General features: G+C 71.8%; 22 protein-coding genes and 1 pseudogene. 10 read left to right on the top strand and 13 right to left on the bottom strand.

Features of this window, described 5'->3' with window-relative positions:
- The first annotated feature begins 40 nt into the window (after positions 1-40).
- Positions 41-1,294 (top strand): PTS transporter subunit EIIC, encoded by a 1,254-nt coding sequence (locus OHS82_RS26235; protein ID WP_328434649.1) that lies wholly within the window; start codon positions 41-43, stop codon positions 1,292-1,294.
- A 77-nt stretch (positions 1,295-1,371) separates the two neighbouring features.
- On the opposite strand, the gene OHS82_RS26230 is transcribed toward OHS82_RS26235, so the two are convergent.
- A complete protein-coding gene (locus OHS82_RS26230) occupies positions 1,372-2,124 on the bottom strand; it encodes an MBL fold metallo-hydrolase (protein WP_057574452.1) in 753 nt (250 codons plus the stop codon).
- Between the two features lie 259 nt (positions 2,125-2,383).
- Between OHS82_RS26230 and OHS82_RS26225 the strand changes: the two genes are divergently transcribed.
- Positions 2,384-2,950 carry a type II toxin-antitoxin system PemK/MazF family toxin gene (locus tag OHS82_RS26225; protein WP_328434648.1) on the top strand — a complete coding sequence of 189 codons (567 nt, stop codon included), beginning with the start codon at positions 2,384-2,386 and terminating at the stop codon, positions 2,948-2,950.
- Positions 2,951-3,257: 307 nt separating this feature from the next.
- Here OHS82_RS26225 and OHS82_RS26220 read toward each other — a convergent pair whose 3' ends face one another.
- The 5 genes from OHS82_RS26220 to OHS82_RS26200 form a co-directional block, all read right to left on the bottom strand.
- Positions 3,258-4,208, bottom strand: a complete 951-nt coding sequence (locus tag OHS82_RS26220) for a PLP-dependent cysteine synthase family protein (protein WP_057574450.1) — start codon at positions 4,206-4,208, stop codon at positions 3,258-3,260.
- A gap of 16 nt (positions 4,209-4,224) precedes the next feature.
- Complete coding sequence (locus tag OHS82_RS26215) at positions 4,225-4,503, bottom strand: MoaD/ThiS family protein (protein ID WP_057574449.1); 279 nt, start codon at positions 4,501-4,503, stop codon at positions 4,225-4,227.
- Between the two features lie 89 nt (positions 4,504-4,592).
- Entirely contained in the window at positions 4,593-4,688 is a 96-nt protein-coding gene (locus tag OHS82_RS26210) for a putative leader peptide (RefSeq protein ID WP_319168103.1), read from the bottom strand.
- Positions 4,689-4,905: 217 nt separating this feature from the next.
- Positions 4,906-5,490: an isochorismatase family protein gene (locus OHS82_RS26205; RefSeq protein WP_057574448.1), complete on the bottom strand. Its 585-nt coding sequence runs from the start codon at positions 5,488-5,490 to the stop codon at positions 4,906-4,908.
- Positions 5,491-5,647: 157 nt separating this feature from the next.
- The gene (locus tag OHS82_RS26200) at positions 5,648-6,994 is read right to left on the bottom strand and encodes a nicotinate phosphoribosyltransferase (protein ID WP_079040888.1); all 1,347 of its coding nucleotides are present in this window, start codon (positions 6,992-6,994) and stop codon (positions 5,648-5,650) included.
- Between the two features lie 56 nt (positions 6,995-7,050).
- On the opposite strand from OHS82_RS26200, the gene clpS reads away from it, so the two are divergent.
- The 4 genes from clpS (at position 7,051) to OHS82_RS26180 (ending at position 10,414) form a co-directional block, all read left to right on the top strand.
- Positions 7,051-7,368: an ATP-dependent Clp protease adapter ClpS gene (gene clpS, locus OHS82_RS26195; RefSeq protein ID WP_057574446.1), complete on the top strand. Its 318-nt coding sequence runs from the start codon at positions 7,051-7,053 to the stop codon at positions 7,366-7,368.
- A gap of 11 nt (positions 7,369-7,379) precedes the next feature.
- Positions 7,380-7,988, top strand: coding sequence for a DUF2017 domain-containing protein (locus OHS82_RS26190; RefSeq protein WP_057574445.1), 609 nt, complete (start codon positions 7,380-7,382; stop codon positions 7,986-7,988).
- Between the two features lie 426 nt (positions 7,989-8,414).
- Positions 8,415-9,848: an amino acid permease gene (locus tag OHS82_RS26185; protein ID WP_057574444.1), complete on the top strand. Its 1,434-nt coding sequence runs from the start codon at positions 8,415-8,417 to the stop codon at positions 9,846-9,848.
- Between the two features lie 143 nt (positions 9,849-9,991).
- Positions 9,992-10,414, top strand: a complete 423-nt coding sequence (locus tag OHS82_RS26180; protein ID WP_057574443.1) for a Mov34/MPN/PAD-1 family protein — start codon at positions 9,992-9,994, stop codon at positions 10,412-10,414.
- Between the two features lie 28 nt (positions 10,415-10,442).
- Here the strand turns inward: OHS82_RS26180 and OHS82_RS26175 are convergent, their stop codons facing one another.
- Together OHS82_RS26175 and OHS82_RS26170 are read right to left on the bottom strand one after the other, a co-directional pair.
- On the bottom strand, positions 10,443-10,799 hold the full coding sequence (locus OHS82_RS26175; RefSeq protein ID WP_057574442.1) for a hypothetical protein: 357 nt from the start codon (positions 10,797-10,799) through the stop codon (positions 10,443-10,445).
- 193 nt (positions 10,800-10,992) lie between these two features.
- Positions 10,993-13,344, bottom strand: a complete 2,352-nt coding sequence (locus tag OHS82_RS26170) for an immune inhibitor A domain-containing protein (RefSeq protein ID WP_057574441.1) — start codon at positions 13,342-13,344, stop codon at positions 10,993-10,995.
- A 364-nt stretch (positions 13,345-13,708) separates the two neighbouring features.
- On the opposite strand from OHS82_RS26170, the gene OHS82_RS26165 reads away from it, so the two are divergent.
- Positions 13,709-14,044, top strand: a complete 336-nt coding sequence (locus tag OHS82_RS26165; RefSeq protein WP_057574440.1) for a hypothetical protein — start codon at positions 13,709-13,711, stop codon at positions 14,042-14,044.
- Between the two features lie 122 nt (positions 14,045-14,166).
- Here OHS82_RS26165 and OHS82_RS26160 read toward each other — a convergent pair whose 3' ends face one another.
- A complete protein-coding gene (locus OHS82_RS26160; RefSeq protein ID WP_057574439.1) occupies positions 14,167-14,859 on the bottom strand; it encodes an RDD family protein in 693 nt (230 codons plus the stop codon).
- Between the two features lie 91 nt (positions 14,860-14,950).
- Positions 14,951-16,606, bottom strand: a complete 1,656-nt coding sequence (locus tag OHS82_RS26155) for an RDD family protein (protein ID WP_328434647.1) — start codon at positions 16,604-16,606, stop codon at positions 14,951-14,953.
- Between the two features lie 309 nt (positions 16,607-16,915).
- Between OHS82_RS26155 and OHS82_RS26150 the strand changes: the two genes are divergently transcribed.
- On the top strand, positions 16,916-17,392 hold the full coding sequence (locus OHS82_RS26150; protein ID WP_057574437.1) for an SsgA family sporulation/cell division regulator: 477 nt from the start codon (positions 16,916-16,918) through the stop codon (positions 17,390-17,392).
- A gap of 45 nt (positions 17,393-17,437) precedes the next feature.
- On the opposite strand, the gene OHS82_RS26145 is transcribed toward OHS82_RS26150, so the two are convergent.
- Positions 17,438-18,871: an FAD-binding oxidoreductase gene (locus tag OHS82_RS26145; RefSeq protein ID WP_079040887.1), complete on the bottom strand. Its 1,434-nt coding sequence runs from the start codon at positions 18,869-18,871 to the stop codon at positions 17,438-17,440.
- 92 nt (positions 18,872-18,963) lie between these two features.
- On the opposite strand from OHS82_RS26145, the gene OHS82_RS26140 reads away from it, so the two are divergent.
- Positions 18,964-20,496 (top strand): tetratricopeptide repeat protein, encoded by a 1,533-nt coding sequence (locus OHS82_RS26140; protein WP_328434646.1) that lies wholly within the window; start codon positions 18,964-18,966, stop codon positions 20,494-20,496.
- A gap of 19 nt (positions 20,497-20,515) precedes the next feature.
- On the opposite strand, the gene hppD is transcribed toward OHS82_RS26140, so the two are convergent.
- Positions 20,516-21,661, bottom strand: coding sequence for a 4-hydroxyphenylpyruvate dioxygenase (hppD, locus tag OHS82_RS26135; RefSeq protein WP_057574436.1), 1,146 nt, complete (start codon positions 21,659-21,661; stop codon positions 20,516-20,518).
- Between the two features lie 126 nt (positions 21,662-21,787).
- Here hppD and OHS82_RS26130 point away from each other — a divergent pair.
- A pseudogene (locus OHS82_RS26130) lies at positions 21,788-22,255 on the top strand (Lrp/AsnC family transcriptional regulator); the annotation flags it as partial.
- A gap of 144 nt (positions 22,256-22,399) precedes the next feature.
- On the opposite strand, the gene OHS82_RS26125 reads toward OHS82_RS26130, so the two are convergent.
- Positions 22,400-23,191 (bottom strand): S16 family serine protease, encoded by a 792-nt coding sequence (locus tag OHS82_RS26125; protein ID WP_057574435.1) that lies wholly within the window; start codon positions 23,189-23,191, stop codon positions 22,400-22,402.
- Positions 23,192-23,467 lie beyond the last annotated feature (276 nt).

The raw sequence follows: 23,467 nt of genomic DNA, 5'->3' as shown, positions 1-23,467 counted from the left end.
ACCACTGAGTGGTGTAGACCATCACCGATGGAGGACGTCTATGAGCACCGCCACCGCGCCCACGGCGGCCCCTGCGAAGAAGCGGGGATCCGGCCTGTTCCAAGGCCTGCAGAAGGTCGGCCGAAGCCTTCAGCTGCCCATCGCCGTGCTGCCGGCGGCGGGCATCCTGCTGCGACTCGGCCAGGACGACGTGTTCGGCAAGGACGGTCTCGGCTGGGACAAGGTCGCCAAGGTCTTCGCGACCGCCGGTGACGCCGTTTTCGCCAACCTGCCGCTGCTCTTCTGCGTCGGCATCGCCATCGGCTTCGCCAAGAAGGCCGACGGTTCGACCGCCCTCGCCGCGCTGGTCGGCTTCCTCGTCTACAAGAACGTGCTGACCGCGTTCCCGATCGCGGATGCCCAGATCACCAAGGGTGCGGACGTCGCCGCCACCTACAACGACCCCAAGGTCCTCGGCGGCATCGTGATGGGCCTGATAGCCGCCGTCACCTGGCAGCGCTTCCACCGCACCAAGCTCCCGGACTGGCTGGGCTTCTTCAACGGCCGCCGCCTTGTGCCGATCCTGATGGCCTTCATCGGCACCGCTGTCGGCGTCTTCTTCGGCCTGGTGTGGGAGCCCATCGGTGACGTGATCACGAACTTCGGCGAGTGGATGACCGGCCTCGGCGCCGTCGGCGCGGGCATCTTCGGCGCCGTCAACCGTGCGCTTCTCCCGGTGGGCATGCACCAGTTCGTCAACACGGTGGCCTGGCAGGAGATCGGCAGCTTCAAGGACCCCTCCGGCGCCGTCTGGCACGGTGACCTGCCGCGTTTCTTCCACGGTGACCCGACCGCCGGCCAGTTCATGACCGGCTTCTTCCCGATCATGATGTTCGCGCTCCCCGCCGCCGCTCTCGCCATCACGCACGCCGCCCGTCCCGAGCGCCGCAAGGCCGTGGGCGGCATGATGCTCTCGCTCGCGCTGACCTCGTTCGTCACCGGCATCACCGAGCCGATCGAGTTCGCGTTCATGTTCATCGCGCCGGTGCTGTACGTCATCCACGCGCTCCTGACGGCCCTCTCCATGGCCGTCACCTGGGCCCTCGGCGTCCACCACGGCTTCAGCTTCTCGGCCGGCGCGATCGACTACTTCCTCAACTGGAACCTGGCCACCAAGCCCTGGATGATCATCCCGATCGGTCTCGTGTTCGCGGCCGTCTACTACGGCGTCTTCCGCTTCGCCATCATCAAGTGGAACCTCCCCACCCCGGGCCGGGAGCCCGAGGAGGAGGTCGAGGACCTCACGAAGGCGTAGGCGGAGACCCCGTCCACGGACACGCGAAGACCCCCGGAGCCCTGAACTGCTCCGGGGGTCTTCGTCTGTGCGGGGGATCAGATCTCGTACGTCTGCCGGGGCGCGGCCAGTTCCACCGTGCCGTCGAACACCGCGCGGGCGTCCGCGAGGTTGACCTGGGGGTCGGTCCACGGCGGGATGTGGGTCAGCACGAGCTTGCGCGCGCCCGCCCGGCTGGCCGTCTCGCCGGCCTCACGGCCATTGAGATGCAGGTCGGGGATGTTCTCCTTGCCATGCGTGAAGGCGGCCTCGCAGAGGAACAGGTCCGTGTCGCGGGCGAGTTCCAGCAGTGCGGGGCTGACGCCGGTGTCACCGGAGTACGTCAGCGATCTGCCGCGGTGTTCGACGCGGATGCCGTACGCCTCCACCGGGTGGGCGACCCGTTCCGTGTGCACGGTGAACGGGCCGATGTCGAAGGTGGACGGCTTGACCGTGTGGAAGTCGAAGACCTCGCTCATGGAGGAGGCCGAGGGGGTGTCGGCGTAGGCGGTGGTCAGGCGGTGTTCGGTGCCCTCGGGGCCGTAGACCGGGATGGGGTCGCAGCGTCCGCCGTCGTGCCGGTAGTAGCGCGCGACGAAGTACGCGCACATGTCGATGCAGTGGTCGGCGTGCAGATGGCTCAGGAAGATCGCGTCGAGGTCGTAGAGACCGCAGTGGCGCTGCAGCTCGCCCAGGGCGCCGTTGCCCATGTCGAGAAGCAGCCGGAAGCCGTCGGCCTCGACGAGGTAGCTCGAGCAGGCCGATTCCGCGGAGGGGAACGACCCCGAGCAGCCGACGACGGTGAGCTTCATAAAGCAGAAACCTCCGCTGGCGGGTAACCGGGAAGGGTCCGGGAGGGACCGTGAACGAATGATCGTCACATGGGGCGACGGGATCGTGCGGTTCGTCGAGCGTAAGGCGCAAAACCCCGGGTCGCTCCTCCGCCAGGGGCCGTTGTGGGCGAACTCACCTGTGCTGTCACCGGTTCGGCTGGACCAGGGGCGTGCGGGGTACAGAAGGGGGCGCGCGTCGATGGTCGCGCGCTGGTGGGGCCGCCGGTAACGTCGTCGTATGGACACGTCCTGGTGGCTCGCGCTCGCCGCGGTGGTACTGCTGGCGCTGGTCGCCACGCTCGTGGACAGCTGGGGTCGCGGGCGGCGTCCGCGGGGCAGCGGGACCCGGCCGCCCGGTCGGCCGAAGCGTCCGGCGACGGGACGGCCGGCGCGGGGACGCGATCGCACGGGGCGGCCGCAGCCGGCGGAGATCTGGTGGGCGAACGTGCCGTTCGAGGACGGGCCGCAATCGTGGGGGGCCGGGCGTCGGGGGTCACCGCGCTCCTCCGGCGCCGGGGACGGATCGGGCCGGACGGCGGCGGCGGACGGGCGGGCCAAGGACCGGCCGTGTCTGGTGCTGGCGGTGCACGGCGACCGGGTGACCGTCGCGAAGATCACCAGCAAGTACCGCGACGAGCGGCCCGGGGTGATCCCGCTGCCGCCGGGCGCCGTCGGAGACGCGCAGGGGCGGCGGAGTTTCCTGGAGACGGACGAGTTGCGCCAGGTCCCGGTGCGGGAGTTCCGGCGCCGGGTGGGCGTCGTGGACCCGCTCCTGTGGGACCAGGTCCGCCATCTGACCGCCTGAGATCCGGAGGCGTGACCGCCTGAGATCCGGGAGTCGGGGCCGCCCGGGATTTGGGAGTCGAGGCCGCCTGAAGTCCGGGGCCCGGGGCCGCCCGGGATCCGGGGGTCGGGACCGGCCGGGATCCGGGGGTCGGGACCGGCCGGGATCCGGGGGTCGGGACCGGCCGGGATCCGGGGGTCGGGGCCGCCTGAAGTCCGGGGCACGGGACCCCGGACCCGTGTGGCATCGTGCCCGGCGGACCGTTCCGCGCCCGGTGGTCCGCGGTCCGCGGGCGGCTGCCCGCGGTCCCCACGGGCGGGCCGGGCCGCTACGCCCAGAGCTGGCCCTGGACGGTCTCGATCGCCTCCTCCGTGGTGGCCGCGGTGTAGACGCCGGTCGACAGGTACTTCCAGCCGCCGTCCGCCACGACGAACGCGATGTCGGCGCTCTCCCCCGCCTTCAGCGCCTTGTTCCCGACGCCGATCGCGGCGTGCAGGGCGGCGCCGGTGGAGACGCCGGCGAAGATGCCCTCCTGCTGGAGGAGTTCCCGGGTGCGGGTGACGGCGTCGGCCGAGCCGACGGAGAAGCGGGTGGTGAGCACGGAGGCGTCGTACAGCTCGGGCACGAAGCCCTCGTCGAGGTTGCGCAGGCCGTAGACGAGGTCGTCGTAGCGCGGCTCGGCGGCGACGATCTTCACGTCCGGCTTGTTCTCGCGGAGGAACCGGCCGACGCCCATCAGCGTGCCCGTCGTGCCGAGGCCGGCGACGAAGTGGGTGATGGAGGGGAGGTCGGCGAGGATCTCGGGGCCGGTGGTGGCGTAGTGGGCGCCCGCGTTGTCGGGGTTGCCGTACTGGTAGAGCATCACCCAGTCGGGATGCTCGGCGGAGAGTTCCTTGGCGACGCGCACGGCGGTGTTGGAGCCGCCGGCGGCCGGGGAGGAGATGATCTCGGCGCCCCACATGGCGAGCAGGTCGCGGCGTTCCTGCGAGGTGTTCTCGGGCATCACGCAGACGATGCGGTAGCCCTTGAGCTTGGCCGCCATGGCAAGGGAGATGCCGGTGTTGCCGCTGGTGGGCTCGAGGATGGTGCAGCCGGGGGTGAGCCGGCCGTCCTTCTCGGCCTGTTCGACCATGTGCAGGGCGGGGCGGTCCTTGACGGAGCCGGTGGGGTTGCGGTCCTCGAGCTTCGCCCAGATGCGGACGTCGGCGGACGGCGAGAGCCGCGGCAGGCGCACCAGAGGGGTGTTGCCCACCGCGGCCAGCGGGGAGTCGTAACGCATGGGGTCCGGCGGCCGATCAGGCCATGCCGCCGGCGACGGCCGGCAGGATCGTCACGGTGTCGCCGTCGGTCAGCTTGGTGTCGATGCCGTCGACGAAGCGGACGTCCTCGTCGTTCAGGTACACGTTGACGAAGCGGCGCAGCTTGCCGTCGTCCACGATGCGGGCGTGGATGCCCGCATGCCGGGTCTCGAGGTCGGTGAACAGGTCGGCGAGGGTCTCACCGCTGCCCTCCACCGCCTTCTGACCGTCGGTGTACTGGCGGAGGATGGTGGGGATGCGGACCTCGATGGCCATGGCTGAGGGCTCCTGTCGGAAGGTGTGGGCAGCGCGGAAACGTGCGTGTCGGACGCCGCGGCTCACGGCCCACGGCGGCAGGGCCTGCGTCAACAGATGGCGCTGGCGAGCCTGCACAGGTCGACGTGCAGCCGCGCCACGAGCAGTGTGCCCGGCGTCTTGTCGCTCACGTCGTTCAGAACCATGGGCTCATCGTATCGATTCCCGGTCAGGCGTCCGGAGTGTGATCCCACATGGTGGACGGATCGGGTCCAGAAGATGGGATCGCGCCGGTGGGAGCCTTCCCGGTGCGGTCGGCCCGCCCGGCCCGCCCGGCAGGTGCGGGGCGCGCGGCCCGGGCGTCGCGGCCCGGCGCATCACGACCCGTCCGGCGCATCACGGTCCGTCCCGGCGCGGGGGACGTCAGACGACGGGCTTTCCGGTCAGGTGGACGCCCGCCGCGCGCATGTCCTCCAGGGCGCGGTCGGTGGTGTCCTCGGCCACGCCGGCGGTGAGGGACAGCAGGACCTGGGTGCGAAAGCCCGCGCGGGCGGCGTCCAGGGCGGTGGCCCGGACGCAGTGGTCGGTGGCGATGCCGACCACGTCGACCTCGTCGATCTGCCGGTCCCGGAGCCAGTCGCCGAGGCCCACGCCGTTCTCGTCGGCGCCCTCGAATCCGCTGTAGGCGGCGGCGTAGTCGCCCTTGGAGAAGACGGCGTCGACGGCGCCGGAGGCGACGGCCGGGGCGAAGTTGGGGTGGAAGCCGACGCCCTCGGTGCCGGCGACGCAGTGCGCGGGCCAGGAGTGGACGTAGTCGGGGTTGTCGGCGAAGTGGCCGCCGGGCGCGATGTGGTGGTCGCGGGTGGCCACGACGTGGCGGTACCCGGCGGGGGCCTGGCCGATGAGTTCGGTGATGGCGGCGGCCACGTCGGCGCCGCCGGCCACCGCGAGGCTGCCTCCCTCGCAGAAGTCGTTCTGCACGTCTACGACGATCAAGGCGCGGCGCATGGGCGGTGTCCTTCGGTGGGGGTCCACCGGTTCTTCCGAGCCGGAGGAGGGTGAAGTACTTGAGCCTAGAGACTTTGCCGGCGGTACGGGAGGGGGCGGGCGAGGGACCGGCGCGCTCCCGCACCGCCGGGCTCAGGCCCTGGTTCCGGTCACGGCACTAGCTACCCGACGGGCCGTGCACATACTCCGTGGGGATGACGGGTTCGCCGCGGGAGAGCTGGGTGGCGGACAGGGGCAGGCCGGCGCGGGCGGCGACATGGCGGTCGCGGACGGCGTCGAGGGGCTCGCGGGCGACGACCTCGCCGTCCCTGACGAGGTCGACGAGGAGCCCGCGGCCGGCCAGCCCGTCGGGGACGTCGCCGGTGCCGACGACCTCGGCCTCGGCGACGCCGTATGCGTCGAGGCGGCGGGCGGCCCACTTGCGTCCGCCGACGGAGGTCTTGCCGCCGGACGACTTCTTCGCCACCGGGACGAGCGGCGCGGCCGGGTCGTCGGACTCGGCGCGGGCGACGAGTTTGTAGACCATCGAGGCCGTGGGGTGTCCGGAGCCGGTGACGAGCTGGGTGCCGACCCCGTAGGCGTCCACGGGGGCCGCGGCGAGGGAGGCGATGGCGTACTCGTCGAGGTCGGAGGTGACGATGATGCGGGTGCCGGTGGCGCCGAGGTCGTCGAGCTGCTGGCGCACCCGGTGGGCGACGAGGAGGAGGTCGCCGGAGTCGATGCGGACGGCGCCCAGCTCGGGTCCGGCGACCTCGACGGCGGTGCGGACGGCTTCGGCGACGTCGTAGGTGTCCACGAGGAGGGTGGTGCCCCGGCCGAGGGAGTCGACCTGGGCCTGGAAGGCGTCCCGCTCGTTGTCGTGGAGCAGGGTGAAGGCGTGGGCGCTGGTGCCGACGGTGGGGATGCCGTAGCGGAAGCCGGCGGCGAGGTCGGAGGTGGTGGTGAAGCCGCCGATGTAGGCGGCGCGGGAGGCGGCGACCGCGCCGAGTTCGTGGGTGCGGCGGGCGCCCATCTCGATGAGGGGGCGCTCGCCTGCGGCGGAGGACATGCGGGAGGCCGCGGCGGCGATCGCGGAGTCGTGGTTGAGGATGGAGAGGATGACGGTCTCGAGGAGGACGCACTCGGCGAAGGAGCCCTCGACGCGCATGATCGGCGAGCCGGGGAAGTAGACCTCGCCCTCGGGGTAGCCGCTGATGTCACCCGAGAAGCGGTATCCGGCGAGCCAGTCGAGGGTCGCCTCGTCGACGATGCCGCGTTCGCGCAGGAAGCCGAGGAGGTCGGCGTCGAAGCGGAAGTTCTCGACCGCGTCCAGGACCCGGCCGGTGCCGGCGACGACGCCGTAGCGCCGGCCGTCCGGCAGCCGGCGGGTGAAGACCTCGAACACGCTGCGGCGTTCGGCGGTGCCCGCCTTCAACGCGGCCTGCAGCATCGTCAGCTCGTACTGGTCCGTGAAGAGCGCCGTCGACGGGACTCGCACCGGCAGCCCAAGGTCCGCTGTGTTCATGACGAGGATGCTACCCCCTTTTCGTCGGTGTGACGATTTCGGTGCGGCGTGGCAGCATGGGCCTTGTGACGTCACCCGCTCCCCTTGAGATCGAACGCACCGAGTCGGCGGAGGAGGTCTTCGCCGTACCCGAGCCGGACGTCCCCTGGGTCACGATCGTCCACAACGACCCGGTCAACCTCATGAGCTACGTGACGTACGTCTTCCAGGCGTACTTCGGCTACTCGAAGGACAAGGCCACCAAGCTCATGCTCGACGTCCACCACAAGGGCCGGGCGGTCGTCTCCAGCGGTTCGCGCGAGGAGATGGAACGCGACGTGCAGGCCATGCACGGGTACGGCCTGTGGGCCACCCTCCAGCAGGACCGGAAGTAGCCTCCCCTCATATGCCTGGACACTTCGAACCGCTCCCCGGCGGCGGCGCGGCCGTCGCGCTCGACGACGTCGAGATCTCCATCATCCGGTCGCTGGCCGTGCAGCTCCTGGAGCTGATCGGCCCGGGCCCCGCCGAGGACGCCCCGGACGACCCGCTCGCCGAGCTCTTCGCCGAGGGGCCGAGCGAGCCGCCCTCCGATCCCGTGCTCCGGAGGCTGTTCCCGGACGCCTACACCGACCCGGAGGCCGCCCCGGGGCCCCGGGAGGCGGACGAGCAGAAGGCGCACTCCGCCGAGTTCCGCCGGTACACCGAGAACGACCTGCGGGCCGGCAAGCGGGAGAACGCCCTCACGGTGGTCCGCTCGCTGGACGCGCTGGCCGCCGAGGCGGCCGACGCGGGCGGGGCGGTGCTGAAGCTGACGCCGCAGGAGTCCCAGCAGTGGCTGCGGGCGCTGAACGACCTGCGGCTGGCGATCGGCTCCCGGCTGGAGATCACCGACGAGGAGGACACCGACCTCCTCTACCGGCTGCCGGACGAGGACCCGCGCAAGCCGATGGTGATGGCGTACCTGTGGCTGGGCGGGCTCCAGGAGACCCTGGTGACGACCCTGATGCCGTAGCCGCCGCCTCCGCAGCCGTTGCCTCCGCGGCTGCCGCCTCCGCACGTCTTGCCTCCGCGGCCGTTACGCGGGGGTTCCTCTGCCTCCGCAACCGTTACGCGGGGGTTCCTCCGCATTTTCGGTTCGCTCAGAGGGCGCTCAAATCCGGATAACGATCGCGTCACCGCGGCGGCCGGGAGTGTCCTCTTTGTGTCACGTTCATCCGCTTCTTCTGGTGTCGTGCGCCACACGTCCCACCGCTGACCGATATTGCGGGCGTGATAAATCTTCACGACCGCCCGGCGAACACCACCCGTATGTTCCGCCGGGTGCGCCACCGAGCCGGTTGATCGCCGGCCAGGCATCGCTCCATCAGTCCGGGGGGATCGAAACCCGATCCGAGGCCGACGAGAGGTCCGGATCGGCATGGAGAAAGGCGCACCACACATGTCCTCTGAGAAGGTCACTGACACCGCCGTCACTGACACTCCCGAAGAGGGGTACGAACGCGGGCTCGGCAGCCGCCAGGTCCAGATGATCGCGATCGGCGGCGCCATCGGCGTCGGCCTCTTCCTGGGAGCCGGGGCGAACATCGCCAAGGCCGGTCCCAGTCTCATCGTGATGTACGCCCTCGCCGGCGCGATCGTCTTCTTCATCATGCGGGCGCTCGGCGAGCTGCTGCTGTACCGCCCGGTCTCGGGCTCGTTCGCGGAGTACTCCCGCGAGTTCCTCGGCCCGTTCTTCGGCTACTTCACCGGCTGGACGTACTGGCTGATGTGGGTCGTCACCGGCATGGCCGAGCTGACGGCCGCCGCGATCTACGTCAACTACTGGTTCCCGGCCGTCCCCCAGTGGGTCACGGCCCTGGTCTTCCTGGTGATCCTGTTCGGGGTGAACCTGATCTCCGTGAAGGTGTTCGGAGAGCTCGAGTTCTGGTTCTCGATGGTCAAGGTCACCGCGCTGATCGGCATGATCGTCATCGGTCTGGGCGTCCTCACCTTCGGTTTCAGCTCGGCCGGCGACACGGCGGCGGTCTCCAACCTGTGGGCCTTCGACGGCTTCTTCCCCAAGGGCGTCGGCTCGTCCCTGATGACCCTGCAGGGCGTCATGTTCGCCTACCTCGCGGTCGAGCTGGTCGGCGTCACGGCCGGTGAGTCGGAGAACCCGGAGAAGACCCTCCCGAAGGCCATCAACACGCTGCCGTGGCGGATCGCGCTGTTCTACGTCGGCGCGCTCACCGTCATCCTGTGCGTGGTGAAGTGGACCGAGTTCGCACCCGGCGTCTCGCCGTTCGTCGCGGCCTTCGCGAAGATCGGCATCCCGGCGGGCGCGGGCATCGTCAACTTCGTCGTGCTGACGGCCGCGCTGTCCTCGTGCAACTCCGGCATGTACTCGACCGGCCGCATGCTGCGCAACCTGGCCGACAGCGGCGAGGCCCCGGCGGTGTTCCGCAAGCTGTCCGCCTCGAAGACGCCGGCCTTCGGCATCACGATCTCGGTGCTCTTCATGGGCATCGGCGTGATCCTGAACTACGTCGTCCCGGAGAAGGCCTTCGGCTACGTCACCTCCGTCGCCACCGCGGCCGGCATCTGGACCTGGCTGATGATCCTGGTGAGCCACGTCCGGTACCGCCGCGCGGTGGTCGCGGGCCGGCTGCCCGCGTCCAGCTTCCCGGCCCCGGGCGGCTCGGCGTTCAGCTGGGTGGCCATCGTGTTCCTGCTCTTCGTCACCGGCCTGATCGCGTACGACGCCGACTCACGGGTGTGCCTGTACGTGATGGCGGGCTGGGCTGTCGCCCTCGGCGTCGGCTGGGCGGTCCTGAAGAGCCGCAACCCGCAGGTCACCGACCGGCGCGAGCCGGAGTTCGAGAAGGTCGGCTGACCGCCGGCCGGACGTCCGCCGGGCGCGTCCGCCGCTGGGAGCACTCGTGGCGCTCCCTGCGGCGGACGGCCGGACCGTCCGCGATGTGGGCCGTTCCGTACCACCCCTCGGTACGGGCGGCCCCTTTGCTTATCCTGGCGACCATGCTGACCATCACCCAGGACCTGCACGACCGGATCGTCGCCCACGCGCGCAAGGACCACCCCGACGAGGCGTGCGGCGTGGTCGCGGGACCGGCGGGCACGGACCGCCCGGAGCGCTTCGTCCCGATGCTGAACGCGGCCATGTCCCCCACGTTCTACGAGTTCGACTCGGGCGACCTGCTCAAGCTGTACCGCGAGATGGACGACCGCGACGAGGAGCCGGTGATCATCTACCACTCCCACACCGCGACCGAGGCCCACCCCTCCCGCACCGACATCTCCTACGCCAACGAGCCCGGCGCGCACTACGTCCTGGTCTCCACCGCCGACACCGACGGCCTCGGCGAGTTCCAGTTCCGCTCGTTCCGCATCGTGGACGGCGTCGTCACGGAGGAGGACGTCCGGGTGGTGGAGGCGTACTGAGCCGCCCCCGGGGACGGCTGCCGGGTCGCTACGCCGCCGCGGAGTCGAGCAGGGCGCGGACGGGGCGCCACAGCTGGGGGCCCGCGGGCCCGCCGGCCACGGGGACACCGTTGTCAGGGGTGGTGCGCCAGACGAGGCCGTCCGGGTGGTGCAGGACGGCCGTGATCTCGTCCGGGGTGGGGGGCGCCGCGTTGCCGCGCAGGTAGACCGCCCGCAGGCCCAGGTTGCGGAGCCGGGTCAGGGCGCGGGCGCGGTTGTGGGCGTGGACGAGGAAGCGGACGTCCGTGGAGGGGCCTGGAAGGCCCTCCCGGGCCGCGGGGCGGGGCAGGTTCAGCGCCACCACCACCATGCCGTCGGGCAGCTTGCAGAAGCCTCCTGCGGCCATGCGGTCACACCCCCGTGCGCGTCGGTATCGGCATGGGCGCCCAAGGCGGCGCCGATGCGCTGGTCAGAGTCCGTGTCGGTGCTGGTGTCCAGGCGACTGTCAATAAGAAGAGCACAGGAGGCACCTAAACACGATCGGCGGCAACCCGCCAGGGGGTTGCCGCCGATACGCGTCTGACCTGCTAAAACGTCGACTACTTCGCCGACGGTCCGACCTGCAGGCCGATCGTCGAGCCGTCCGAGGGCTCCTTGACGATCTTGATGCGGGTGTTGGTGTCAGTGACCTTCACGCCCGCGAGCGGGGTCTTCGGGTCCCAGTACGTGGACGTGCCGTCGTCGAAGACCGGGATGCCGATCCGCGACTTGACCTTGGTCGCGACGCCCGCCTTGTGCAGCGTGAACGCGTCGGTCGCGGCGCGGCCGAAGGTGGAGTCGAAGGACTGGATCCGGCTGTTCATGTACGTGCCGTCGGCCCACTTCATCGGCGTCGGGTGCGCGTCGACGGGCAGGATCAGGCCCGTGCCGTTGTGCTGGCTGGTGTTGTCGTCGGCCTGCGAGGTGTCCCACTTCCAGATCAGCAGACCGTTCTGGTACGGGTAGTGCTCGACCCAGGACGGACGGGTCGTCGAGAAGCCGAAGTTGTACGGGCCGACCTTGAGGGTCTTGTCGTACGACGTGTACTGGCGGTTCTCGGCGATGTAGTACTGCGGGTAGTCGTCCGTGATGGACGCGCCGATGCGGGAGAAGCCGTTCGTCGTCCAGGCGCTGTCCTGGGACTCGGCGTTGTCGGAGAAGACGGTCGCGCCGTTGGCGGTCACCGTGATCTCGTCGGCCGCGAAGCCCTTCAGCGCCACGCCGCCGTCGCTCTGGTAGCGGAAGCGCAGGTCGACCTTCTTGCCCGCGTAGGCGTCCAGCGAGTAGGTCAGCTTCTGGTAGGCCGCGACCGAGCCGGTGAGGGCGGGCTTGCCGCTGCCGTCACGGGTGATGGCGCTGCCGTCGGCCAGCTTGCCGTCGATCGGCGTCCAGTTGGCGCCGCCGTCGGTGGACACCTCGGTGTAGAGGTAGTCGTAGTCGGCCTCGATGTCCCACCAGCCGTCGAGGGTGAGGCTCGCGGCGGACTTGCCGGTCAGGTCGACCGAACGGGACAGGGAGTTGCGCAGGTCGTTGCCGCTTCCGCTCCACCACTGCGTCTTGCCCTGCGCCGGGGCGACCACCTCGGTGGTGACCGTCTTGTCGGGCAGCTGGACGATGAGGGCCTGCGGGTTCTTGGTGTTGTACTCCGCGACGCCCAGCGTGTGGTTCGACTTCTTGCCGGCCGTGGCGACGTCGTAGTCGAGCCAGCCCAGCTGCAGCTTGTCCCAGGCGTTCATGTCGCCGGGCAGGTCGCCGATGGTCTCCTTGCCGGTGCCCAGCCAGGAACCGGAGGACATCAGCGTCCAGAAGCCGGTGGAGTTCTCGCCGCCGCCGGAGGTGTCGTACTCGTCCGGCAGGCCGAGGTCGTGGCCGTACTCGTGCGCGTAGACGCCGAGTCCGCCGTTCTCCGGCTGGATGGTGTAGTCGCCGACCCAGACGCCCGTGTCGCCGATCTGGGTGCCGCCGAGCCGGTTGGCGTCCGGGCCGGTGGAGCCGGCGTCGGTGCCGAAGGCGTACCAGCGGTGGGCCCAGATGGCGTCCTCGCCCTGCGCGCCGCCGCCCGCGGACTCGTCCTCGCCGGCGTGCACGATCTGGAAGTGGTCGATGTAGCCGTCGGGCTCGTTGAAGTCGCCGTCGCCGTCGAAGTCGTAGCGGTCCCACTGGTCGTACTGGGCCAGCTCCGCCTTGATCTCGGCGGCCGTGTCACCGGCGGCCTCGCGGTCGGCGACCCAGGCGTTGACGCCGTCCTGGACCGCGTACCAGGCTCCGGTGGAGGCCTTGTTGGAGCCGTAGCGGGCCTCGTTGTAGGGGACCTTGACCCAGTCGGTCACCTCGCCGTCGACCGAGTAGCGACCCGAGGACTGCTTCTCGTAGTACTTCTTGAGCGACTCGGCGTTCTTGCCGGTGCCGAAGTACAGGTCCTGGAAGTGCTTCTGGTCGTAGTCCGCCTGCCAGGCCGTGGAGTTGTCCTGCTTGCGGTCCGGCTTGGCTATCTGGTTGTGCAGCGGGCCGGCCGTGCCGCCGTAGCGACTGTCGACCTGGTCGCCGAACTCGACGAGGATCGTGAAGATCTTGTCGGTCTTCTCGCGGCCGAGCTCGACGAACTTGCTGTCGCCCTTCTTGCTCTTGAGCTGGACGACCTTCGAACCGTCGCGGTTCTTGACCGTCGACCGGCCGGCTATGACCTCCTTGAGCGCCTCCTCGCGCTGCGCCTCCTGCGTCTTGCTGAGCGGCCCGTCGAAGTCGTGCTCGCGGGCCTTGGCCGGCTGCGGGTCGTGCCGGCCCGCCGCCGGGGACTGCGCCGAGTTGTTCTCGGCGGCCTGCGCCACGGCGAACGTCGTGAACGTCGCCGTGGCCGCCGCGAGTGCGACGACCGTGGCGGCCGTGCGGAACGTCCAGGATCTACTGGTCACTTGATGTCCTCCCACGCACGCGTCAGCCCGCGCGGTAGGGGGATTCCTGTCAAGGAAAGTCCGCGCGCTGTTATACGCGTGTAGTCAAGTGACGCTATTTGACTACTGGTTTAGAAGAAAAGACAGACCTTGACTTGGACAGGTCAAGTGCATTATTAGGAGCCGGTGTTCGCATTGCGGACATGTGACGGTTTCTTGACGTTGCCCCTCGCGGGCGCGCGGGCAGTCCACGTGGTGGACGTCATGACTCCGTGCGCCCCCTGTGCTCCGGCACCGTGGGTTAGGTCACGCTTACCGTTCGTTCCGCTCGGGCATGCAGCCGAATAGAGTCGAGACCGCCCCCGCTCCCGAGGACACGATTGCCATGCCTCGTCCGACAGTCGCACAGCTCACGTACGGTTCCTGCACCGTCATCTTCTCGACGCTCGCCATGCTGCTGCTGTCGCAGACCAGTTCGGGCCCCGGGATCGCCGTCGTCGTCGTCGCCGCGGTCGCCCTCGGGGTGCTCGTCGCCATGACGGTGCCGACGCCGAAGCCCCCGCGAGCCCCCGTCGCCCGTTCCACGGCGAACCGGTCCGCGAACCGGCCCGCACCCGTCGCGGTTCCCGCGCACACGTCCGCGACCAGGTCCGTGACCCTGCCCGTCCCGGCTTCGGTCGCCTCGGCGCCCGAGCCCGTCCGGGAGCCCACAGCTCCCTGACCCGCACCCGGCGGCACGGTGAAGGGCCCACGACCTCGGCCGTGGGCCCTTCACCGTGCCGCCGTCCGCCGTGCCTTCCGCATCGTCGTGCCGCCCTGCCCGGCGCTCCGCCGTACGGCGCGTCAGCGGATGCCGACCACCACCGTCTTGGCGGCCTTGTCGTGCAGGCCCTGCTTGTAGGGCTTGTCGAAGTAGCTCCAGCCGCCGCAGACCGCCGTCCACAGACAGGCGCAGCAGAACGCGAACGGCACCCACAGCACCAGGGCGCGCACCAGGGACGTCTGCACGGAGGGCGTCGAGCCGTTGTCGAGGTTGGCCACCCTCATGCCGAGCCACCTCTTGCCCAGCGTCTGCCCCGTCCTGGCGGTGAGGACCGTGTCGTACGCGACGTACAGGATCGCGGCGACGAGTTCCCGTCCGAAGGTCTTGCCGAACTCGATCCGGTCCGCGTCCACGGTGTACTGCGCCACCCCGAAGGCCCACGCCAGCAGCGACACCACGACGAAGACGAGGATCATGTCGATGATCCGGGCCAGCGTGCGCCGGCCGCTGTCGGCGAGTGGGGGCATCCCGGCGAGCGGGTCCGCGGGGTAACCGCCGTAGGGGTCGCCCCCGCCGCCGCCGTAGGGATCACCGCCGTAGGGGCCGCCGCCGTACGGACCGCCGCCGCCCGGCGCGCCCGTGTACGGGTCCCGCGGGGAGTCGTACGGCGAGCCCTGCCCCTGGCCGGGCGGGGGCTGCGGCGGCCGCTTCCTGAACGGGTCGTCCTCCGGCGGCTCGCCGCCGCCGGATCCGGGAGGCGGTTCGTTGGTCATGCCCCCGAGTCGACCGTGAACCCCCCGGCTCCGCATCCGGCGAGCGGCCGTCCGGGGTACGCCCCGCCGGGCCGGGCCGGGCGGAGCCCGGTCAGCCGGCGACGAACGTGTGCGCCGCCTTGTCGTGCCAGCACTGGCGCCACGGCCTGTCGAACAGACCCCACAGGACGCCCACGACGCCGACGGCGAGCAGGCCGGGCACGCTGTAGACCAGCCAGCGACGCAGGGCCGCCCCGTAGGACGGGGGCTCGCCGCCCTCGATGTCGCGCACCTGCAGCCCCAGCAGCTTCTTGCCGAGCGTGCGGCCCCACTTGGCGGTCGGCAGCGCCTCGTACAGGATCCCGAACACCAGCAGGACGGCGACGACGATCCCGAGGTACACCGACGTCGTGCCGTCCAGCAGCCAGACGGTGACGGTCTCTCCGCTCAGCTTGGCCGCGTCGATCTTCTCGTCGACGTGGTCGAGGGCCCGCACACCGAGCGGCAGGGCAGCGCCCGCGGTGACGGCCGCGAGGACGAACGTGTCGACGAGGCGGGCGGCGAGCCGCTTGCCCAGGCCCGCGGGGCGGGCCTCGGCCTGACGCCGGGCGGCTGCCTGGAAGACGTCGTCGACCGGCGGCTTCCAGGGCGTGACGGGTCCGTCCTCGGCGCCGGTGAGGCGGTGCACCTGCTGCGCCCAGGAAGGCTGGCCGCCCCCGGACCCCGCGGCCATCGGGGCGGAGGCGACGGGGGTCGCGGGGGCTGCGGCGGCCGTGGCCGGACGGGGCTGAGCGGCGCCGGGACCGCCCGGGCCGGGCCGGCGGGGCACGCCCGGAGCGGGCTGCGCAGGCGCGGACGGAACGGACGGCGGCACGGGGGCGGACGCGGGCGTCCGTGCGACGTGCGGCCCGGCGGGCTGAGCCGCGGAGGGCGCCGAGGGTGCGGGCGGGAACCCGGGTCCCTGCGGGGCGGGGGTGGCCGCGGCCGGCGCGGGGTTCTGCGGGGACGGAATCTGCGCGGGCCCCTGAGGAGCCGGGGCGCCCGGTCCCGGTGCGGCCGACGCCCGGTCGGCCGCCGCCTTGCCCGCCCCGAATCCGGGGGGCGCGGTCGTCGGGCCCTGGGCGGCGGGCGGGTACCCGCCGTCGGAGCCGCCGGTGCGCGGCGCCGGCGGGCGGAAGGTGACCGTGCCCTGGTCGGGGGTGCGGCCCGCGGGAGCGGAGGGGTCCGGGCCGGCCGGTGCCGCTCCCCCGCCGCCCGCGGTCGGCCGGCGGAAGACGAACGTGCCCCCGGAGACCACGTCCCCCGCGCCCGCCTCCGGCTCCGCGGGCGGGATCGTCGTCATACCGTCGGTGCTCGTCGAGGCGCCCTCGGGCTGGACCTGGGCGGGCAAGGGGATCCTCGGGTCGGCGGCCGGCGGGGCGCCCCAGGAGACCCGGCGGTCCTGGTCGCCGCCGAAGCCGGACTGGTGGGAGCGGTCGGCGCCCCACGCGGAGGCCGGCTCGGGGTGGCCGCCGTACGGGTTCGCCGGTGCGGGGCCGGCCTGCACGGGGTCCTCGTCGAAGAAGTGCGGGCCGGTCTCCTCCACCGGGGACGCGGGCCCGCCGCCGGACGGGGCGGTGAGCGGGCGGCCGTCGGACGGCGCCGGCCGGCTGGTGCCCGGTACCCAGGCGGAACCGTTCCAGTACCGGACGTATCCAGGGATGGACGGGTCCGGGTAATACCCCTCGCGGGGCCTGTCGTCGCCGGGTGCCGGGGTTGGGGCGCTCATGTCCGTCGTCCCGTATCTGCTCGGGGGTGGGATGGGGGGCTCCACATCTATCAGACGGACGCAAGCCCCACCGCCAGTCCTGCCGGACCCGCCCCTTTCCGGGCAACCCCGTGCACGCTCTTCACACGTTCGGAACCGTCCGCAGAGAACTCGGAGGTCCCCGCACCGGGCCGGTGCGGACGGTCCGCCGAAAAAAATTCCGCAGACCCGCGTAATGGTTGCGGCGCTGTGCCCTCTCCACTCGTACGAGCCCGCTCACGGGCCCGCCCACGGGCCGCGAACGGGGTCCGTCGACGAGAGGAGAACGACATGCAGCACACCGTGGTGGAGCGCGAGCTGGAGCTCAGACTGATCCTGTCGCCGGAGCGCGCCGTCCAGGTGCCGGCCCGGCTCGGCTACCGCACCGACGACCCGTTCGCCGTCCACGTGACCTTCCACATCAACTCCGCGCACCCGGTGGGCTGGACGTTCGCCCGCGAGCTGCTGGTGGAGGGGGTGTTCCGGCCGTGCGGGTACGGGGACGTACGGGTGTGGCCGACGAAGTCGCAGGGGCGCAGCGTGGTGCTGATGGCGCTGAGCTCGCCCGACGGGGACGCCCTGCTGGAGGCGCCGGCGGCCCAGGTGTCGGCATGGCTGGAGCGGACCCTGCGGGTGGTGCCGCCGGGCGCCGAGGGCGACCGGCTCGGCATCGACGACGGGCTGGCCGAGCTGCTCGCCGCGACGCCCGCCGACGACCTGTGGCTGTGCGACCCGTGGCCGTCGGACGAGTCCCGGGACGGCGAGTGAGCCGCCGGGGCGCGAGCCGGGCGGTTCACGGCGGCCTGCCCGGACTCAGAACAGCTTGCCCGGGTTGAGGATGCCCAGCGGGTCGAAGGCCGCTTTGACGGCGCGCTGCATCTCGACGCCCACCGGGCCGATCTCACGGGCCAGCCACTCCTTCTTGAGCACGCCGACGCCGTGCTCGCCGGTGATGGTGCCGCCGAGTTCCAGACCGAGGCCCATGATCTCGTCGAAGGACTCGCGGGCGCGCCGGCACTCGTCGGGGTCCGCCGCGTCGAAGCAGACCGTGGGGTGGGTGTTGCCGTCTCCGGCGTGGGCGACGACCCCGATCGTCAGCCCGTGCTCGCGCGCGATGCGTTCGACGCCCTCGATCATCTCGCCGAGTCTGGAGCGCGGCACGCACACGTCGTCGATCATCGTCGTGCCCTTGACCGCCTCCAGGGCGACGAGCGACGACCGCCGTGCCTGGAGCAGGAGTTCGGACTCGGCGGCGTCGTCGGCGGGGACCACCCGGGTGGCGCCGGCCGCCTCGCACAGCGTGCCGACGGCGGCGAGGTCGGCGGCCGGGTCGGGGGTGTCGAAGGCCGCGAGCAGCAGGGCCTCGGTGGTCTCCGGCAGGCCCATGCGGGTCAGGGCGTTGACGGCCCGGACGGTCGTGCGGTCCATCAGTTCGAGGAGGGACGGCACGTGCCCGCCCGCCATGATCCGGCACACCGCGTCGCACGCGGCGGCGCCGGAGGCGAACTCGGCCGCCAGCACCAGCTGCCGCGGCGGCCGTGGCCTGAGCGCCAGGACGGCCCGCACGACGACGCCCAGCGAGCCCTCGGAGCCGACGAACAGGCGGGTGAGGTCGTATCCGGCGACGCCTTTCGCGGTGCGGCGGCCGGTGGACATCAGCCGTCCGTCGGCGAGCACCACGTCGAGTCCGAGGACGTACTCGGCGGTCACCCCGTACTTCACACAGCACAGGCCGCCCGAGGCGGTGCCGATGTTGCCGCCGATCGTGCACGTCTCCCAGCTGGACGGGTCGGGCGGGTAGTACAGGCCGTGCTCGCCCACGGCACGGGAGAGGGCCGCGTTGACGACGCCGGGTTCGACGACGGCGATCCGGTCGACCGGGTTGATCTCGAGGATGCGGTCCATCGCGGTCAGGGACAGGACGATGCAGCCGTCGGAGGCGTTGGCGCCCCCGGACAGGCCGGTGCGGGCGCCCTGCGGGACGACCGGGACGCGCAACTCGCTCGCCGTGCGCATGACGTGCTGCACCTCGTCGACGGTGCGCGGCAGCACGACCACGGCCGGGGCGCCGGCCGGGCAGAAGCTCGCCATGTCGTGGGCGTAGGAGGCCGTGACGTCGGGGTCGGTGAGGACCGCCCCGGCGGACAGCCCGGCCCGCAGCCGGTCGAGCAGACCGTCGGTCGCCACGGTGTCGCGCGTCGCCACGGCGTCGTCCTCGGGTGGTGCTTCCCAACGGCTCATGATCACAGGTTCGCACCCGGGGCCATCGGTGTGAACCCCCGTCCGGGGACCCTCCGGGTGACGTCGCGCGGTCGTGGTGCTGACGCACAGTGAGCGCCATGGAGAACGAGGAGCGCGCCGCCGAAGAGCGCACCGCCCCCGACGGGACTCCTGCGGAGGTCGTCGCCGAGGCCGTTGCGGCAGCCGCCGGAGAACCCGCCGCAGAGGCCGCCGAAGCCGCCGGGGAGGTTCCCGGAGAGGTCTCCCGGGCGCGCCGGCGCCAGCGTCTGGTCGTCGGCTCGCTCGTCGGGTGTCTGGTGCTGGGCGGCGGGGTGCTGGTGTGTCTGCCCGGCGAAGGGCCGGCGGGGCGCGCGGCGCCGGTGGCGGCTCCGGGGGCCCAGGCGGGATCGGCGGTGCGGGCGGGCGTGGCGGCCGCGCTGTCCGATCTGGCGGCGCTGGTCGAGGAACGGGAGCACGCGGTGCGGGAGCGTCCCGAGGACGCGCGGTCCTGGGCGGTGCTCGGCACGGCGTACCTCGAGCAGGGCCGGCGCACCGCCGACATCGCCGTCCTGTATCCGAAGGCCGAGCGGGCGTTGCGGGCCTCGCTGAAGGCCCGCCCCCGGGGCAACGCGGACGCCCTCGGCGGTCTGGCCGCGCTGGCCAACGCCCGCCGGGACTTCCCCGCCGCGCTGCGCTGGGGCGAGGCCGCGCGCAAGGCGGCGCCGAAGCGCTGGACGACGTACCCGCAGCTCATCGACGCGTACACCGGGATGGGGGACTACAAGAAGGCGCTCAAGGCCCTGGACACGCTGACGGCGCTGCACTCCGGTCCTGCCGTGCGGGGACGGGCGGCGGGCGTCTACTGGGACCGCGGTCGGCGTGAGGACGCCCAGGCCGCGCTGGCGGACGCCGCGGTCGGCGCCCTCTCCCCCGCCGAGCAGGCGGCGTGGCTGGAGCGGGCCGGACAGCTCGCCTTCGAACGCGGTGAGCGGGAGGACGCGCTGCGGCACTTCCAGGAGGCGGTCCGGCTCGACCCCGACCAGCGGGCGGCGCAGGCCGGGCAGGGCAGGGCGCTGGCGGCGCTGGGGCGGACGACGGAGGCGCTGAGCGCGTACCGGGTGGCGCTGGAGCGGCAGCCGCTGCCGCAGTACGCGCTGGAGCTGGGCGAGCTGTACGAGTCGCTGGGGCTGGCCCAGGCGGCGCGGGTGCAGTACGACCGGTTGCGGACGCTGGTCCGTCAGGAGTCGGCCGGTGGCGTGGACGGGGAGCTGACGCTCGGCCGGTTCGAGGCGGACCACGGGGACCCGGCGTCGGCGGTGCGGCGGCTGCGGGCGGAGTGGCGTCGGCAGCCGGGCGTCGCCGTCGCGGACGCGCTGGGCTGGGCGCTGCACCGGGCCGGGGACGACGAGGCGGCGCTGAGCTTCGCCTCGATCGCCACCGACCGGGTGCACGCGGGCGCGGTGTACAGCGCGCCGTACGTCCACCACCTGGCGGTGATCGAGCGGGCGCTGGGGAAGGACGGCCCGGCGCGACGGCACCTTCAGGAGGCGTTGCGGATCAACCCCTACTTCTCGCCCCTGTTCGGCCCGGCGGCCCGGGCAGCCCTCGCCGGCCTCGGTGAGGAGCCGCCCCCGGCCGGACTGCCCGACTGAAGGGTGCGGCGCCCTCCGGTCACAGGTTGCCGCGCTTGTCCTGCTCGCGTTCGATCGCCTCGAAGAGGGCCTTGAAGTTGCCCTTGCCGAAACCCATCGAGCCGTGGCGTTCGATGATCTCGAAGAACACGGTCGGCTTGTCCTGGACCGGCTTGGTGAAGATCTGCAGCAGGTAGCCGTCCTCGTCGCGGTCGGCGAGGATCTTCAGTTCGCGCAGGGTGTCGACGGGGACGCGGGTGTCGCCGACCCACTCGCCGAGGGTGTCGTAGTAGGAGTCGGGCGTGTCGAGGAACTGCACCCCGGCCGCCCGCATCGTGCGGACCGTCTGCACGATGTCGTTGGTGTTGAGCGCGATGTGCTGGACGCCGGCGCCGCCGTAGAACTCGAGGTACTCGTCGATCTGCGACTTCTTCTTGGCGACGGCCGGCTCGTTGATCGGGAACTTGACCTTGAGCGTGCCGTCGGCCACCACCTTCGACATCAGCGCGCTGTACTCGGTGGCGATGTCGTCGCCCACGAACTCCTTCATGTTCGTGAAGCCCATGACCGTGTTGTAGAAGCCGACCCACTCGTTCATCCGGCCGAGTTCGACGTTGCCGACACAGTGGTCGACGGCCTGGAAGGTGCGCTGGGCCGGCGGCTCGACGATCGGGTCCGCGCTCACGTAGCCGGGGAGGTAGGGGCCGTCGTAGCCGGAGCGGTCGACGAGGGTGTGCCGGGTCTCGCCGTAGGTGGCGATCGCGGCGAGGACGACCGTGCCGTGCTCGTCCTTGAGTTCGTAGGGCTCGGCGAGGGAGCGCGCGCCGTGCTCGACGGCGTAGGCGTAGGCGGCGCGGGCGTCCGGGACCTCGATGGCGAGGTCGACGACGCCGTCGCCGTGCTCGGCGACATGCCGGTCCAGGAAGTGGCCCCAGGTGGTGGCGGGCTTGATGACGGAGGTGAGGACGAAGCGGGCCGAGCCGTTGGTGAGCACGTACGAGGCGGTCTCGCGGCTGCCGGTCTCCGGTCCGGAGTAGGCGACCAGCTTCATGCCGAAGGCGGTGGAGTAGTAGTGCGCCGCCTGTTTGGCGTTGCCCACGGCGAAGACGACCGCGTCCATTCCCTTCACCGGGAAGGGGTCGGCCTGCCGGGCGGTGTCGGGAGTGAGGTGCGTGGTCTGCGTCATGACGAAAGCCTCGCGCCAGCCCTGCAAGGTGCGCAATAGTTCGCGTATCGCCTGGGCAATCTGTGCAGCTGTCCGGCGGTTTCGGCGGGCTTTCTGTACAGGGTGACCATCGTGGAGGCGGACGGCATGGGGATCGATCGTCTGGACGGCCGGATCATCGTGCTGCTGGCACGGGAGCCGCGCCTCGGGGTACTGGAGATGTCCCGGCGGCTGGGTGTGGCCCGCGGGACCGTGCAGGCGCGGCTCGACCGGCTGCAGTCGAACGGCGTCGTCCGGGGGTTCGGCCCCGAGGTCGACCCGGCGGCCCTCGGCTACCCGGTCACCGCGTTCGCCACGCTGCAGATCCGGCAGGGCCAGGGGGCCGATGTGCGGGCCCACCTGGGATCCGTGCCGGAGGTGCTGGAGCTGCACACCACCACCGGCGGCGGGGACATGCTGTGCCGGCTGGTGGCCCGCTCCAACGCCGATCTCCAGCGGGTGATCGACCGGGTCGTCGGTTTCGACGGCATCGTCCGGGCCTCCACCGCGATCGTGATGGAGAACCCCGTCCCGCTGCGGATCATCCCGCTCGTGGAGCAGGCGGCGGAGCAGGCGCCGGGCCGGCCCGGAGAGGACGCGGGCGACAGGGACGGCGACAGGGACGGCGACAGGGACAGGGGCAGGGAGAAGGACAAGGGGCGGTGAGGCGGTCGAGGGAGGGGAGGTCGAGGGAGGGGAGGTCGTTCAGCGGCCCGCCGCTCAGCAGCCGGGGACCGAGCCCTTGCCCTTCTCCAGCGCGACGAGCGCGCTCACCGCGCCCTTGAGCGTGGTGACCGGGACCAGCCGCAGTCCCTTCGGCAGCTCGGACTTCGCGTCGGAGCACTCGTCCTTCGGGACGAGGAACACGGTCGCGCCGTCCCGCCGGGCGGCCTGCGTCTTCAGGGCCACGCCGCCGACCGCGCCGACCTTGCCGCCGGCGTCGATGGTGCCCGTGCCGGCGATCGTGCGGCCGCCCGTGAGGTCGCCGCCGGCGCCGTCGCCGTCGAGCTTGTCGACGATGCCTAGCGAGAACAGCAGTCCGGCGCTGGGTCCGCCCACGTCGGCCAGTTTCAGCGTGACCTCGACGTCGTCCTCGCCCAGCTTCAGATACGCCAGCGCCGCCTGGGTCGCCGCGTCCTGGGAGTCCTTCATCTGCTCGGTGTTGTGCCGCTCGATCTCCTTGGTGCTCTCCCCGCTGGGGTACACCGCCTCGCGCGGCATGATCGCCTGGTCGGTGCGGAACCAGCCGTCGAGGACGTCACCGAGCTTGACGTGCGCGTCGGGGCCTGTCGCCTCGATCGTCGTCATGCGCAGCTGCCCGCTGGTGTCCCGCACGGGAGCGCCGGAGATCGTGATCACCGGGGTGCCCTGGTTGTCGCCGAGGACGTTCGCCGTCATCCCCGGCTGCGCCACCGAGAACGGCAGCGGCGCGAACGCGGCCGTGGCGAGCAGCGCCACGAGGGGCAGGGCGCAGACGGCGAGAGCCCGGGGGCGTGAGAGGCGAGAGAGCACGGAGTCAATCTAACGTGACGAGGTGCCGCGGCCCGCGGCCGCACGACGCCCACACTCGAGCCACCCGCACGCCGGCACGCCGCCCGACCCGCACACCACCCGCCCCGCCCGCCCCCGCCACCGCCACCGCCACCGCCACCGCCACCGCGCGTGAACGACGCGGATCGCGCGTGAACGACGCGGATCGCGCGTGAACGACGCGGGCCGAGCGTGAGCGAGGCTGCCGGAATGCGGGGCTGCCGGAGTGCGGGGCTGCCGGAATGCGGGGCTGCCGGA

The organism is Streptomyces sp. NBC_00425, from assembly GCF_036030735.1.
In the GTDB taxonomy this organism is placed as follows: Bacteria; Actinomycetota; Actinomycetes; order Streptomycetales; family Streptomycetaceae; genus Streptomyces.
The sequence above is the reverse complement of the archived record's forward strand: the minus strand, read 5'-3'. Positions and strand labels throughout refer to the sequence as shown.